The 15,482-nt window shown below is 45.0% G+C and carries 9 protein-coding genes and 1 pseudogene; 8 read left to right on the top strand and 2 right to left on the bottom strand.

The annotated features are described in order from the left end of the window. Positions 1 to 52 precede the first annotated feature (52 nt). Positions 53 to 2,230 (top strand): autotransporter domain-containing protein, encoded by a 2,178-nt coding sequence (locus M1E93_RS18330; RefSeq protein ID WP_104873151.1) that lies wholly within the window; start codon positions 53 to 55, stop codon positions 2,228 to 2,230. Positions 2,231 to 2,330: 100 nt separating this feature from the next. On the opposite strand, the gene rpmE is transcribed toward M1E93_RS18330, so the two are convergent. Continuing rightward, positions 2,331 to 2,546, bottom strand: a complete 216-nt coding sequence (gene rpmE, locus M1E93_RS18335; protein WP_004924604.1) for a 50S ribosomal protein L31 — start codon at positions 2,544 to 2,546, stop codon at positions 2,331 to 2,333. 218 nt (positions 2,547 to 2,764) lie between these two features. Here rpmE and priA point away from each other — a divergent pair, with 218 nt between their 5' ends. The 6 genes from priA to M1E93_RS18365 all read left to right on the top strand — a co-directional run bounded on the left by priA (position 2,765) and on the right by M1E93_RS18365 (position 14,103). Next, a complete protein-coding gene (gene priA / locus M1E93_RS18340) occupies positions 2,765 to 4,963 on the top strand; it encodes a primosomal protein N' (protein ID WP_004924606.1) in 2,199 nt (732 codons plus the stop codon). Between the two features lie 824 nt (positions 4,964 to 5,787). After that, positions 5,788 to 6,306, top strand: coding sequence for an Hcp family type VI secretion system effector (locus M1E93_RS18345; RefSeq protein WP_004924610.1), 519 nt, complete (start codon positions 5,788 to 5,790; stop codon positions 6,304 to 6,306). A gap of 83 nt (positions 6,307 to 6,389) precedes the next feature. Continuing rightward, the gene (locus M1E93_RS18350) at positions 6,390 to 8,546 is read left to right on the top strand and encodes a type VI secretion system Vgr family protein (RefSeq protein WP_426207045.1); all 2,157 of its coding nucleotides are present in this window, start codon (positions 6,390 to 6,392) and stop codon (positions 8,544 to 8,546) included. Between the two features lie 8 nt (positions 8,547 to 8,554). Further along, positions 8,555 to 8,974: a DcrB-related protein gene (locus M1E93_RS18355; RefSeq protein ID WP_104873148.1), complete on the top strand. Its 420-nt coding sequence runs from the start codon at positions 8,555 to 8,557 to the stop codon at positions 8,972 to 8,974. Positions 8,975 to 9,031: 57 nt separating this feature from the next. Beyond that, the gene (locus tag M1E93_RS18360) at positions 9,032 to 13,744 is read left to right on the top strand and encodes an RHS repeat-associated core domain-containing protein (protein ID WP_169342371.1); all 4,713 of its coding nucleotides are present in this window, start codon (positions 9,032 to 9,034) and stop codon (positions 13,742 to 13,744) included. Beyond that, positions 13,741 to 14,103, top strand: coding sequence for a hypothetical protein (locus M1E93_RS18365; RefSeq protein ID WP_004924618.1), 363 nt, complete (start codon positions 13,741 to 13,743; stop codon positions 14,101 to 14,103). The genes M1E93_RS18360 and M1E93_RS18365 overlap by 4 nt, the downstream gene beginning before the upstream one ends. Positions 14,104 to 14,138: 35 nt before the next feature. Here the strand turns inward: M1E93_RS18365 and M1E93_RS18370 are convergent. Continuing rightward, a pseudogene (locus M1E93_RS18370) lies at positions 14,139 to 14,336 on the bottom strand (integrase core domain-containing protein); the annotation flags it as partial. A 34-nt stretch (positions 14,337 to 14,370) separates the two neighbouring features. On the opposite strand from M1E93_RS18370, the gene M1E93_RS18375 reads away from it, so the two are divergent. Beyond that, on the top strand, positions 14,371 to 15,453 hold the full coding sequence (locus tag M1E93_RS18375) for a hypothetical protein (protein ID WP_154635307.1): 1,083 nt from the start codon (positions 14,371 to 14,373) through the stop codon (positions 15,451 to 15,453). Positions 15,454 to 15,482: the final 29 nt, after the last annotated feature.

Here is a 15,482-nt window from a genome sequence, read left to right on the forward strand (position 1 = left end):
TTTGATAACTCATTATCTCATTCTACTTCCTACTATTATTACGTAATAAATTATGAGAAAAAATAAAATCAGCACATTTGTCGCTATTGGTATTTCATTACTAGCAGCACAAAGTTATGCGGCAGAAAAACCACTTGAAATAGAAAAGAAAATAAATTTGGATAACCGAAAAGGATTTTATTCTGAGGCATTGCATATTTCTGCAGATGGCAAAATCATTGTTATGAATCTTGCTAGCGATACGCAAAGAGACAATCTTTTCCGTTGGACTGAAAAAAGTGGTCTGGTGAGCTTAGGAACACTGAAATCAGATAATAGTGGCAGCATATCAACCAATGGCATATCAAAAAATGGTTCAGTTATCATCGGTTATTCAGAGACTGACGATGGGCAAGGTAATGCATTTCGATGGACTGAAAAAACGGGGATACAAAGCTTAACCCCAAATGCACACTCCTATGCACAAGCTGTTTCTGATGACGGAAGCGTTATTACGGGCCAGATATTTACAAATGATGGCAGTCACTTAGGAAATGCCTTTATCTGGACTGAAGATAAGGGCATGCGTAGCTTAGGGACACTAAAAAGCGATAATTCAGGCCGTTCCGATCCTAATGGCATCTCTGCGGATGGTTCTACTATTGTCGGTGATTCAAGCACTGACAATAATGCGATGAATGCTTTTAGATGGACAGAAAAGACAGGAATGCAGGGGTTAGGCACCTTAAAATCTGATGGTTCCGGTAACTCTGCAGCCAATGCGACTTCTGCAAATGGACTCGTTGTCGTTGGCTTCTCAGACACCGATAACAATCAAAATAATGCTTTCAGATGGACAGAAACCACAGGCATGATTGGCCTCGGTACACTTAGAGCGGATAAAAGTGGTCAGTCTAGTGCTGATTTTGTCTCAAAAGACGGCTCTGTTGTGGTTGGGAGTTCAGATAGTGAGTTTGCCCATGAACAACAAACTTTCCGTTGGACAGAAAAAACAGGTATGGTTAGCCTTGGTTCATTAAAAGCCGATAACTCTGGATTCTCCGAGGCTCTTGATATGAATGGGAGTGGTTCTGTGATTGTTGGCGAAGCCTATAATGATCACAATGAACTTAGTGCGTATCGCTGGTCTGAAAGTACAGGGATGGTTGGTTTAGGCACTCTAGCATCTGATAATAGAGGCTCCTCAACGGCATATGCCGTTTCCGAAGATGGCTTGATTATTGTTGGTGCCGCTCAAACAGATGAAGATGATATCCATGCAACCCTTTGGAAGATCAAGGGTTCAGAAACTGAACCGAATATCGTGACCGTTGACGCCACTCATTCAAGCTATGCAATGTCACGCACGGCAAACCGAGGGTTTAAAGTTCTCGATTTTTATCAAAGTAGTTTAAATCATTTAAGTAATAGCCGTTGCCAATTAGGCGACAGTAGCTACTGTGTTGGTCTTTTCTCTCAATATGATAGCCTAAGTGATAATCATCGCGTTGCAACTGGTCTGTATAGCGCATTACGTTTACCTGCTGAAAATTGGACTGTCGGTGCAGCAGTGAATTTTGCTCATAATACGACCTTAGCGGATAATTATGACACCCGAAACAATAGCCGCCCGGCTATTGGTTTATTCACTCGCTATCAACAAAACCTGAATAACAACGGTCTATATGCAGACTTATCCGCTTCATATCTAAATCAAGATGTCCGTATCACTCGTGATACATTGAAAAATACAGAAGCAGGGGAAGGAAATGCAACCATCAAAGGCTATCAAGCACGCCTAAGTATTGGTTATGGTCTTCCATTAACCTCTCAGACGCGGTTAATGCCTGAAGTTGCTTTATCCTATAAAAAAATTAGCCGTAGCAGCTATACCGAGACCAAAAATGCTGAATTTGCAGCAGAATATGGCCGTATGGGTAACAAACGTACCGATCTGCAATTAGGAATGAATATCAAACATAATCTCAATGAGGTATTCCAAGTAGATGGTAAGATTGGTACAGATATTAAACTCAATAGTGATCGTGATGCGTTTACGGGTTACATCCCTTATGTCGGTGCGTATACCTACGATAAAGGTGATGAGCGTACTGTTAACCCTTACGCAGTTGCAGGGCTCAATATTAACGTTACCCAAAACTCAACAATACGCACCAGTGTCGGTTGGCAACAAACTGACTACAAACATGACAGTGTAAATGTAGGTTTAGGCTATTCTTATCACTGGTAAGAACCCAATGGCTGGAAGGCGTTAAATGATTTTCAGCCATATTACCCCCATTAAAAAAGGGAAACTGAGTTTCCCTTTTTTTTGCATTTCACAGGCTTGATTACTTCTTCGCGCCTGGGATGCTGAAACGTTTGTTAAAGCGATCAACACGACCACCGGTAGCAACGTCACGCTGTTTACCAGTATAGAACGGGTGGCAGTTACCACAAACGTCCAGGTTCAATGAGTGACCTGCAGTTGAATTGATTTTCATAACATTACCGCAAGAACAAGTTGCAGTAACTTCTTCGTATTTAGGATGAATACCTTTTTTCATGGGAAAACCTCTATTAAGGCCGTGTCGCCATTCCAGCCCTAACGCCGGACACCACACGTCGTGTTGATTAAAAATGTTTTATTGGCAAAATTAGATACCAAAGGCGGCGGATCATACAGAAAATCTCTGTATCACGCAATGAAAACCACGTAGTTTTTATGGTACCCTAACAAAATAATGAAACTATTCTCGCACAAAAACCAGACGGAATTCCAGTTATGATCGTCGTTCAGGTGGCTTTACCTGTTCCTTTAAACCGCGCATTTGATTACCGCTTAGCGGATAACATGCCAATTCCACCGATTGGCAGCCGTGTTTTGGTGCCTTTTGGTAAACGGCAAGCACTCGGTGTTGTTGTGGATCATAGCCATAGCAGCGAACTTCCTGAAGATCAGCTAAAAACCGTTGACCTTGTGCTCGATCATGAAACCTTATTCCCTGATGACCTCTGGCAGCTATTGCTGTGGTCTGCACAATATTACCATTACCCTATTGGCGAAGTGTTGTTCCACGCACTCCCCATTTTGTTACGTCAGGGGAAACCGGCTGAATTTTCACCTATTTGGCAATGGCAAGCTACACCGCTCGGGCAAGAGTGTGACCTAAATACTTTAAAAGGTGCACCTAAGCAACAACAGGCACTCGCCCTACTACGCCGCCGCCCTGTGTATCGTCATCAAGTCAGTGAACTTGAATTGAGTGAAAATACGTTACGGACTCTAAAAAAGAAAGATTATATCGAACTTTACCCCGTCCAACCCGTCACCGAAAAATGGCAGTCACAATTTGCCGTATGTGGCGAGCGTTTACGCCTTAATAGCGAGCAAGCCACCGCAGTTGGGGCCATTCGTGCAGAAGATGATCACTTTTCACCTTGGTTACTTGCAGGGATCACTGGTTCGGGTAAAACAGAAGTGTATCTCAGCGTATTAGAAAATATTCTCGCTCAGGGTAAACAAGCGTTAGTACTCGTTCCTGAAATTGGATTAACGCCACAGACCATTAGCCGATTTCGCGAGCGCTTTAATGCCCCCGTAGACGTTCTTCATTCAGGTTTGAATGATAGTGAGCGCCTTGCTGTGTGGTTACGTGCGAAACAAGGTACCAACGCAATTGTGATTGGCACACGCTCCGCACTTTTTACCCCGTTTTCCCGTTTAGGGATCATCATTATTGATGAGGAGCACGATAGCTCTTATAAACAGCAAGATGGATGGCGTTATCATGCACGTGACCTTGCTGTATTTCGAGCCAAAAAAGAAAATATTCCCATTATTATGGGCACGGCAACGCCCTCTTTAGAAACCTTATATAATGTTCAGCAGAAGAAATATCGTCAGTTAAACTTAACATTACGGGCAGGTAATGCACGTCCTGCGACACAGCATCTTATCGACCTAAAAGGGCAGCCACTAAAGTTTGGTTTATCCCATTTATTGATTAAACATATTCAAGATCACCTCGCACAAAATAATCAGGTGATCCTTTTCCTAAACCGCCGAGGATATTCACCTGCGTTGCTCTGCCATGAGTGTGGCTGGATAGCTGAGTGTCAACGGTGTGATCACTATTATACCTTGCACCAACAATTCCATCAGTTACGCTGCCACCATTGTGATAGCCAAAAACCTATCCCCCGACAATGCCCTCAATGTGGCTCAACCCACCTTGTTCCTGTGGGTATGGGAACCGAGCAACTCGAAGAAGGGATCAATACGTTATTCCCCAATGTCCCTGTTACGCGTATTGACCGAGATACTACTAGCCGCAAGGGTGAATTAGAGCAGCATTTGAATGAGGTACACGCGGGTGGCGCGCGTATTCTCATTGGCACACAAATGCTAGCAAAAGGGCATCACTTCCCTGACGTCACCTTAGTTGCCTTACTGGATGTCGATGGGGCACTGTTTTCCAGTGATTTTAGAGCTGCCGAGCGCTTTGCTCAGCTCTATATACAAGTATCAGGTCGTGCTGGCCGAGCAGGTAAACAAGGGGAAGTATTTTTACAGACTCACCACCCTGAGCACCCACTATTACAGACCTTATTAGAAAATGGTTATGATGCGTTTACCCGTGAAGCGATGGACGAACGCCGCATCGCCATGTTGCCCCCCTTTTCCAGCCATATTTTAATCCGTTCAGAAGATCACAATAATCAGGATTCAAGGCAGTTCTTACAGAAAGTCCGTCACTATATTTCTGAGCATCCACACAGTGATTCACGCTTATGGATTTTAGGCCCCACCCCTGCCATTCAAGCTAAGCGTGGCGGGCGTTTCCGCTGGCAACTGCTTTTACAGCATCCATCACGAGGTTATTTGCAGCAATTTGCCGCTCAAATTTTACCAGAGTTGCAGAGCCAGCCAGAAAGCCGCAAGGTGAAGTGGAATATTGACGTGGATCCAACGGACTGCTAGGGGATGGTGAAAGGTATTCAGCGCTTCGCCTCTCCTACTGCCATGATAAAATATCATTTCTTGATATTATTTAAGAGCTTGACCTCTAAAAATGACCAATATCCCATCATGCACCAACGCTATCACGACTAAAATAACGTCAGCAAAAACCCGTTTTAACCGAACTGTGCACCTCCCCCAATAATTAGTGATAGATATCAATCAATTAAAAAATAAGGGGAGAGATAGGCAATATCCGCCCAAACACTCTCCTCAAGCAATAGCAACAACCTAACGCTTTGTTTATAAATATTTAATACTTAATGACAGAATAATAACTCAATTTATTTCGCTTTATTAGAGATAAAAATCGCAGTCGTTAAAAAATTCCGTTCCTTTTATCTCGTTTTTAGATGATATTTTTTTACACTTATAAAACAATAGGTTAAAGCAATTAAACGTTAGGAATTTTCTGGAACGTTTTTTCGCTCAATGTACATAGATTTTTGCTAATATTTTCGATAGTTAAGCGTTTTTCATCAAAATAACGAACAAAAGCGAAAATACTTCACTCTGTTTTCACGCCTAAAATGCCATTTCGAAAGTAGTAAATATCGTCATGACAATTATTTTACGCTAAGTCACTTATCCTAGGCCGTTCGGACTATTCCGATATATTTACATCCCTACCCTCGATATATATCATTCCCCCTAACCAAAATCACCGTGCGCATTGGCTGATATTAATGATATTGAGCAAGGAATATATTGCTCTTGTTGCAATAAACCATCGTTACTCATCACCTGACTTATTATGATAACTCAGGATAATAAAAGGACGCATTATGCCAACTCCATGTTATATCTCTATCGAAGGTAAAACGCAGGGCAACATCACTGCGGGAGCATTTACCCCTGAATCCGTCGGTAACATCTATGTACAAGGTCATGAAGACCAAATGCTGGTGCAAGAGTTTTCCCACATTGTGACCGTACCGACTGACCCCCAATCCGGTCAACCTTCAGGCCAACGTGCTCACAAGCCATTCCGTTTTACGGTGGCATTAAACAAAGCGGTCCCTCTGCTGTACAACGCACTGGCGTCCGGTGAAATGCTGCCAAAAGTGGAACTGAAATGGTACCGCACGTCTGTTGAAGGGAAGCAAGAGCACTTCTTCACCACCACGCTGACCGATGCGACTATCGTCAACATCGATTGCCAAATGCCACACTGCCAAGATCCGGCCAAAGCGGATTACACGCAGCTCATCGAAGTGTCGCTTTCTTACCGTAAGGTCGACTGGGAGCACACAGTGGCAGGCACTTCCGGTGCTGACGACTGGCGTGCACCGCTGGAAGCGTAATCGCCTCATTCGACGAGCTCACCCGGGCTCGTCCTTGTCTGTTTTAACGTGATGCACTCTCCCCGTTAACCCGGAGCCTGACCATGTTCTCAAAAGATCCGAAAAAATCATCCCCTGATCTGGCGTCGATGCTGAAGGACGAAGCCATTAACCAAGCCAAGGAAGCGGCGATGTCAAAGGCATCTGCGCGAACACAACAAGCCGTCAATTTGGCCCAACAAGCGGCCAGTGCGGCGTCCTCGTTGCAGGCCCCCGCCGCGATGTTGACCCCCGGCGGCGGGCTGACAGGGGGGCTCAACCCTGCCGATCCGGATACCGCGCAAGCGGCCTTACGCAGCGCGTTAGGGTTAACCGCCGAGCCGAGCGGTTTAGTGTTTACCTGTGAAATCGGCTTATTTCCTGCGGGCACCTTTCAAGTCACCGATTTTACCCTCACCGAAGGGCTCTCTTCCTTATATAACCTTAGCCTGAATGTGGTGAGTTTGTTGCCTTATATTGAATTCCAAACGCATTTAGGCCAAGCCGCCTCACTGACGGTCAAACGGGATGGGCAGATTGTGCGCACCGTCAATGGCATTCTTGCGGGCGGTGTCCAAGGCAATACCGATGGCGTGAAAACGTGGTACCATTTTGATATCCGCCCTGAAATGTGGATCATGACCCTCAATCAGGACAGCCGTATCTTCCAAGACCAAAACGCCCCCGCGATTTTAAAGACGTTATTGGATGAAGCGCACGTCAAATCAGACTGTCTTTTTTACCGTGAAGCGCTGCATCCGGAACGGATCTACACCACGCAAAAACGGGAATCCGCCTATGACTTTTGGTGTCGCTTAGCCTTTGAGGAAGGGATCAACTTCTGGTTTGAAGAAGATCAGATGTTCTACAGTGATGAGCACATGGGCATGACCGCGGGGATCTCGTTGACTTACAACCCGCAAGCGAACACCGATATCACCGACAGTACCGCCACCACATGGCAGTACGGAGAGTATCTGTGCCCCGATCAACTGATCCAAAAAGACAACAACTATGTGCGCCCCTCTTACCCGCTGATGCACCAAGATCAGCAAGCAGGCGGTGGGCAGCACAGTGTGTTTGAAAGTTACGGGCGTTTTCAATTGGATGCCGAAGGGGAGCCCCTGACCAAAGCCCGTTTTGAGCAGTTACGCAGCGGCAGCCGCGTGGGCAATGCCACCACGAACTGCTTTGCCTTGCGCCCAGGCAAAATTTTCACCCTGCAAAATCACCCACACGCCCCGATGAATGACAGTTGGCAAGTCATCACGGTCACCCATCACGGCGTGCAACCCTTAGCCGACAATGGCGGGGGCGAAGGAACGCAATTAAGTAACACGGTCTCCTTTATACCGGGTCGTGAGGAGTGGCGTCCGCCACACCGTTATAAACCGACGGCCGATGGGGATGAATTGGCGACCGTGGTGGGGCCGCCGGGGGAAGAGATTTACGTCAATGAGTACGGCGCCGTCAAAGTGCATTTCCATTGGGATCGCTACGGCAAGCCCGATCACAGCGCTTCCTGTTGGGTGCGTGTCGCCATGGGATGGAGCGGCAACGGTTACGGCTTTTCGGCCGTGCCCCGTATCGGCACCGTTGTGCAAGTCAGTTACCTGAACGGGGATATTGACCGCCCCATTATCACGGGATGCACTTACGATGGCCGCAATGCTCCCCCTATTCGTTTTCCTGAGAACAAAACACGCACCACGTTCCGCACTCAAACCCATAAGGGCGAGGGCTTTAACGAGTTACGTTTTGAGGATGAGGACGGTAAGCAGGAAGTGTTTATTCATGCGCAAAAAGACATGAATACGGTAGTACGGGATAATCGTTCGACGACCGTGGGGGCCAACCACAAAGAAGTCATCCTACAAAACCAAACGGTTTCAGTGCATGGCTCTCAATCGACCTCAGTACAGTCTGACCAAAAGAATGTCGTCTTTGGGAATCAACAGTCTATTGTCGATGGTGAAGTGGTCATCGCTTCCGCAAAAGGGATCCGTCTTATCAGCGGTACGTCCGTTCTTCAATTGAGTCCCTCGGGGAGGGTCACCATCGCGTGTGAAAATTTTGATTTTTATGCCAGTGGTTCAGGGCAAATTGCCACGGGTGAGATCCTCGATCTCAATATGGACAATGCCGCGCCAGGGATCACTAAAATAGATCCGAATACCGACACCATTGCCAGCACAAAATCCCAATTTTTTCCTGAAAAATAAGGTTGAGTATGCATTACTTATTTCAAGAGGGTCGCCTCACACTACCCAGTGATAAATATCAAGATAATACCGTGAATATGCTGCGTTTTCCTGCCCTAGAAGGCAGCATCTCCATCACCCGTGAGGCACTGTCGCCAGACATCGAGCTAAGTGATTATCTCGCCGGACAGCTAAGCGCCATTAAACGTGAAATAAAAAATGCCGTCGTTAAAGCGCCAACCGCTTTTCGCACAGAGCAAGGTCTCACGGGGAGTGAAATTTACTGTGAGACCAAACAAAAAGGCATCAGTATTTATCAATGGATAGCGGCATTTCACGTGGAAGGCAACGTCTTAGTCGTCACTTATAGCCAAATTAAACCGTTTTCAAATGCAGAGCTCGCACACTGGCGCACCCTGCGGGACAGCTTTACACCGCACTCAAATTAACCGAAAGCAGACTTGAATTCACAATGACCATACTGACGATTGAATAAGGACATACTCATGGGAAATGAATTTTTCGCGGCGAAGCAAGGCGATAAATTGATGCACTCGTCAATATGGGCAGATATTGTCTGTGGTGTGGTTAAAGGGGCGGTCTATGCGGCGGTAGGGGCTGCTGCAGTTGTATTGACAGGCGTAACTGCCGGTGCAGCAACGGCTGTTTTTATTGGCGCGGGATTGGCGACCGGATTTGCTCTCGGCAGTGTTATTGATGCTGCTGCGGATTGGGTCGCGGATGGGATTGATAGCCTCTTTGGGCTCAGTTCGCCTGATGGCGAAATAAAAACCGGCTCACCCAATGTGCGTATCAAGGGAAAACGGGCAGCAAGAGCGGCAGGAAAACTCCCTACCCCCTTGTTATTAGCGTCTATTGCAGAAGACAATGCGCCCCCTAAAGAAAAAAAAGGGCTCGATATTGCCTTGAGTATTTTGGAAAAATCCACAATGCTTATTCCGGGCATGCTTCCCTTTGCGTTAGCCAAAAAAGCACTTAGCACCCCGAATAATGCGGCGCCTATTGACCCCCTGTCTGACGAATACCCAGAATATCCATCGCCTAAGCAAGGCTTTTTTGACAGCATACTGTCCCCCGTTAAGGCGAATAAGCACCCTCATGCTGAACCGATGCCCCTCGATATTATCAAATGTGATAAATGGCATTGTGCAAGTGAGCCCTACTTTTTAGCGGAAGGATCAAAAAGGGTTCAAATCAATAGCCAGCCGGCGTGCCGTAATGGGGATAGAAGCACCTGTGAAGCCAAAATCGATGACAATCAAGAAAAAGGGATTGTGCGCATTGGTGGGAACAGTGTGGTGGTACGCGACATCATGAGTGGCCGTAACCCGTTTGCAGAGATGTTCGGTGAAATTCTTGGCGGCCTCTTTGTGGGGGGGCTGCGAACCTTAATGCGAAAAGGCGGAATGGCTGCCATTAAGCAGTGTTTAAATAAAGTCGGTTGTACGCTGGTAAGTGAAATTGTCGGCACCGCGGTTGGTTCGATGGTGACGGCAACGGTGGTACAAGCTTTCAATAGTTTACACCATCCCGTTCATGCCGCTACGGGGTCGAAAGTCCTCAATGGTGAAAATGATACGGACTTTATTATTGAGGGGGCTTATCCGTTAGTCTGGTCACGTATCTACCAAAGTCGGAACCAACGCGAGAGCCGATTGGGCCGTGGTTGGGCAATGCCGTTTGATGTGTCCTTGGAAATCGAGTCAACCGGCAAGGGGCTTGAAAATGAAAATATCTACTACCATGACGCATCGGGGCGCCGTTTAGCCCTGGGGAAAATAGCCCTCGGCCAAACAGTGTTTTATCAGGATGAAGGGTTTAAAGTTTATCGCACCGTGAATAATATTTTCCTTGTCGAATCCACTGACGGTGACTATCAACTGTTTGAAGCCAACCCCCATAAAATCAACACCCTGCGCTTAATGAAAAGCGCTGACCGCCATAACAATGCCTTAAATTACCGTTATGCCAATGACGGTGAACTGGTGCAAATTCATGATGATGCGTATTTAACGGATATCCGCTTGCACTATGACGCACTTTCACAGCGATTAACGTCGGTAACGCATCATCAAGGGCAAGCTGAAAAAACCCTGGTGACCTATGATTACGATGAACAGCAGCGGTTAATTCAGGTCACTGACGCGGATAACCGTATCACGCGCCGTTTTGGCTGGGATGAAGAGTCCGGCTTAATGGCGATGCACCAATATGCCACGGGGTTGAGTAGCCATTATCGCTGGCAACGCTTTGACACCTTTACCCTTGAAGACAATGAACCGGAGTGGCGGGTCGTTGAACACTGGTTAAAAGAAGAAGGCCAAACGTGTTTAGAGCACACAGAACTCATCTACGATTTAGCCGAGCGCACCGTCAAAACCGTTCAGCATGGTTTAGGAAGCACCTTCCGTCGCTGGAATGAACAACAGCAAATCATTGAATACACCAATGAGCTCAATGAAACTTGGTACTTTGAGTGGGACACCAATCGCCACTTAACCAAAGCCATTGCGCCAGATACCAGTGAGTGGGTTTATACCTATGATGAACGCGGAAATTTAACGCAATCGACGGATCCCGAAAACCAATCCACTTGCTACGATTGGGACAAGGATTTTGCCTTTCCGACCGTGCAAACCTTGCCCAATGGGGCGGCGAGGCATTGGGAATATACCGATAAAGGCGATGTCCGCCGTGTGATTGACCCCTTGGGGCACATCACGGCGTTTGTTTGGGACGAGCAAGGCAATTGCATCGGGCAAGTGGATGCCAAAGGCAATGAAACCCACTATCGCTATAACCCACGCGGTCAGCTTATTCGCCAAACCGACTGTTCCGGTTACCCCACCACCCTCACCTATGATGAGTGGGGGCAATTGCGCAGTATCACTAATGCGCTCAATGAAACCACCTATTACACGTTCAGTGAAACAGGCTTATTGCTGTCAGAAAAGTTGCCCGATAACACGGAAAACCGCTACGACTATGATGATGCGGGGCAACTGGTCGGATTAACCGATGTGGGTGACCAGCACACGCTACTGCGGCGTAATCGTCGGGGGCAAGTCATTGCACGTCGTGACCCCGCGGGGCATTGGCTGCATTTTCACTATGACGCGTTAGGGCGCATGAATGCATTAGAAAATGAGCACGGCGAACAGTACCGCTTTGGCTACGATGCCCTTCATCGCTTGACCCAGGAGCAAGACCTTATTGGTCAACAAAAACAGTATCAGTATGACGAGGTGGGAAACCTGACGCAGATACTGACTACCCCCGCCAAGCCGCTGAACGGAAGTGCCGCCCTCGCGCCAGTCCTGATGCAACTGCATTACGATAAGATTGGTCGTTTACGGTCTCGTGAGAACGGGGAATACCGCACGGAATATGGGTATAGTCAGAACCAAGTGACCGTGCGTCAGGTGCCGATAGCGCGCTGGTATGAGGCGCAACGGACGGGGGCGACGGTGAGTTATGACGATGAGTTGACCCTCACTTACGACACACTGGGGCAGTTAGTCAGTGAGCGCAATGCCACCGGGGAATATCATCATCAATACGATGTGTTGGGGAATTTAACCCAGACACAACTGCCGAATAACCGGGCTTTTGAGTACCTCTACTACGGCTCCGGTCACTTACAGCAAACCAACTGGCGTGATAACGACCAACTCACCGTCTTAGCGGAATATCAGCGAGACCGTTTGCACCGTGAAACGGGCCGCACCAGCGGGTTATTGGACAATGAAACGGGGTATGACACCCGAGGGCGTATCACCCATCAAGTCGCCCGTCGGATGAATGAATCGGTGTTCACGACGCCGGTCCTTGACCGCCGCTACCGCTGGGATAAGCGCAATCACTTGATTGAGCGCAGTGTCAGTTACGGCCAAGGGAATGATTTATTTACGTCAGGGCACTGGTACTATAACAGCTATCAGTATGACCCCTTAGGGCAATTAACCCAGCATTTAGGCTCGGTGCAAACGGAACATTTTCGCTACGATGAAGCGGCAAATTTATTTAAAGATCGTCAGCAAAGTGCCCTGCATAACCAAGTGCACCATAGCGACCAATTTGATTATCAGTATGACGGTTTTGGGCGCATGGTTTCACGTTGTGAAAAAGGCAGCACTTCCGGACAGCATTATCATTACGATGCAGAAAACCGGATTATTGCGGTCGATATTCACCAAGGCCCACTGGGTTATGAGCGCGCGGAATACCGTTACGATATCCTCGGGCGGCGGATTGAAAAACGCTTATGGAAAGCCAGTGCGATAGCCAATACCCTCACTTACCCCACCCGTGAGCCGGATGAAGTGCAAACCTTTGGCTGGGTGGGGATGGTGCTTACCCATGAGCACAGTAGCACCAAACCGCACACCACGGTGTACCATGCGTATAATGACCACAGTTATACCTCCTTAGCCCGTATTGAGTGCACGGATACCCCCGCCAATCCACGGTGCGCCATCTATTACACGCACAGTGGCTTAAACGGATTGCCGGAGGCGCTCACCAACAGTGACGGTCATCTCGTTTGGCAAGGTCAATATGGTGTTTGGGGGAATTTACAGCGTCAGGCCCGCCCTACCGGTGAGTTTAACAGTGAACAAAACTTGCGTTTTCAAGGACAATATTTCGACAAAGAAACCGGCCTGCACTATAATACCTTCAGGTACTACGCCCCAGATTTAGGCCGCTTTACCCAGCAAGACCCCATCGGGCTGGCAGGCGGATTGAACCTGTACCAGTATGCGCCAAATCCGCTGACGTGGATCGATCCGTGGGGGCTGTCTGCATGTGGAGTTAAAGCAAGAGCATATGAGCAAAAAGTACAAGATTTGTATGGAGGAAAGTTATCTCAATCATCAAGAGAATATACTGCAATAGTAGATGGAAAAAGTGTTAATGGGATAGCTGATCATGTTGTTAATTTAAATGGAAAAGTAACAGCTATAGAAGCAAAATATGTGGATAGTTGGGCTAAATCAATACGCAATCCAGAGAGTTCAATTGGAAAAGCATCTTTTGCAATAAAAGAGCAGCAAACAGTTTTATCTCAAGCAAAAAAATATTCAGCTGCATTTGATGAAGTTATATACCATACAAATAGTGCCGATTTTGCAGCACACTATAATACGATTTTTAAAAATGCAGGGTTGGAGAACATAACATTCAAGGTGATGGAATGAAAATAAGCGATAAAGCACCAGGGGCAGTACCAGTTGAGTGGAGAGAGTATCGTTATGTGTCCGATGATGGAAGCAATAACTTTGTTGGTAACGGATTATTTAATAAAATAATCAATAAGATAACTCCAATCATACCTACTAGTGGAGGAGCAATAAGTGAAAACTGTAAACTATGGACTCCTGATGGAAAACTCTTTCATGCTCTCTCATACAAAGGAGACTTAAATGGGTGGCGTAAGCAAATTGAGAAAGGTGCTGCTAATTTAGGATTGATTACAGGTAAGATAATTGATAACAAACTAATTTTAACTACGGGTGAGAATTATAATATAGAAGACTGTAAGATTGAATTTTATTGAGGTGTGTCACTCAGAACCTCGGCTGACGCTTAGCCTTAAAAACCAAGCTTATTTTTTAACACTTCATACGGTGTTTTACCAGCATGAGCTGAGTGGAGACGATGACAATTATAAAATACTTCCCATTCAGCTAACTTTTCATGTAAATCGACATCATCTTTATAATCGATTAATTGATAAAATTCCTGTTTATCTGTTAAATGAGAACGCTCTACTTTCCCATTCAATCTTGGCATAGAAATACAAAAAAAAAGGAAAATCAGGAGAATGGAAAAAGTGGAAGAAGATATGCTAACTAATTTCAAAAGTGAAATGATACTTTTGCTAAAAAATAAGTTAAATTTCTTTTTAAATTCAAGAGCAAAAGAAATAAACATGAGTATTTTTTCTTTTGAAAAAGATACTTATGATGAATCTCTTTATTTGAAGTTAAAGATTAAAAATCATAAGTGTGATTTAATAAGATGGACTGATGATTATCATTCTTTTGATGATACAATAAAAAGAATGGAATCAGCAGGATATAGCAGTCAAGATATTGATATTATAAATGTTGTCTTGTCACGGTTTGGATATATTTTTCGAGTTGAGACAAAAAAAAAGACAAATAGAGATTTGAAATTATTTTTTTTCATCCTTCAAATGAATAAGATTAGTAATAGTGATGAGTTTACGGACGAAATAAAAACTGAACTCTTACAGTCATTTTTATGCGAACTATTCTTACATTATGAAACCTTTTCTAGATTTAAGTATATAAAAAATAAAATTTTTTTCTTATCCGACAATCTTGGTTACATTGATTTCTTAGATGCTATAAATGAAATTCATGATAGAAAAGAAGATATTTATCACGGGATATACATTAAATTATTTCATACTGAAATACTGAAATACATATCATTTGGTGATAGCGATCTTTATAAAGAATTAGAAATTTCATTTAATGATAGATTAATTGAACACTTAAATCCTGTGAGATTTATCAATTTAACCAAAAAAAATGAAAGCGGATTTTTTAGTATATTAAATGATATAACTGAGCCTCTACAATCAACACAAGAGCTTTTCATATCAAATTTAATTTTAATAAACTATACATTTTTCATTTTAAAAAAAAATGTACCTAATATTATAGAACTGAGGAAATATATTAATAATGATGAGTATTTTATATTTATATTAAAATTGATAATTAATAGAACCATAATGTTACCTAAAAGTAAACTTATTAATATAGGCTTATCCGATTGCTTAGCTAAAATTAATGACTCTGAATGTGAACATCTAAGTAATGTACTTACTGAGTTAATATATGACCCACCGCAATTTGATAAATCTGAATCATAATATCCAAGCTATCAATTGAATTTAATTAA

Source organism: Providencia sp. PROV272, assembly GCF_049901975.1.
Classification (GTDB): domain Bacteria; phylum Pseudomonadota; class Gammaproteobacteria; order Enterobacterales; family Enterobacteriaceae; genus Providencia; species Providencia stuartii.

Coding starts and splice junctions, on each gene's coding strand:
- M1E93_RS18360 (WP_169342371.1), top strand. CDS start 9,032: ATGGGAAATGAATTTTTCGCGGCGAAGCAAGGCGATAAATTGATGCAC.
- M1E93_RS18350 (WP_426207045.1), top strand. CDS start 6,390: ATGTTCTCAAAAGATCCGAAAAAATCATCCCCTGATCTGGCGTCGATG.
- M1E93_RS18375 (WP_154635307.1), top strand. CDS start 14,371: ATGGAAAAAGTGGAAGAAGATATGCTAACTAATTTCAAAAGTGAAATG.
- priA (WP_004924606.1), top strand. CDS start 2,765: ATGATCGTCGTTCAGGTGGCTTTACCTGTTCCTTTAAACCGCGCATTT.
- rpmE (WP_004924604.1), bottom strand. CDS start 2,546: ATGAAAAAAGGTATTCATCCTAAATACGAAGAAGTTACTGCAACTTGT.
- M1E93_RS18345 (WP_004924610.1), top strand. CDS start 5,788: ATGCCAACTCCATGTTATATCTCTATCGAAGGTAAAACGCAGGGCAAC.
- M1E93_RS18330 (WP_104873151.1), top strand. CDS start 53: ATGAGAAAAAATAAAATCAGCACATTTGTCGCTATTGGTATTTCATTA.
- M1E93_RS18355 (WP_104873148.1), top strand. CDS start 8,555: ATGCATTACTTATTTCAAGAGGGTCGCCTCACACTACCCAGTGATAAA.
- M1E93_RS18365 (WP_004924618.1), top strand. CDS start 13,741: ATGAAAATAAGCGATAAAGCACCAGGGGCAGTACCAGTTGAGTGGAGA.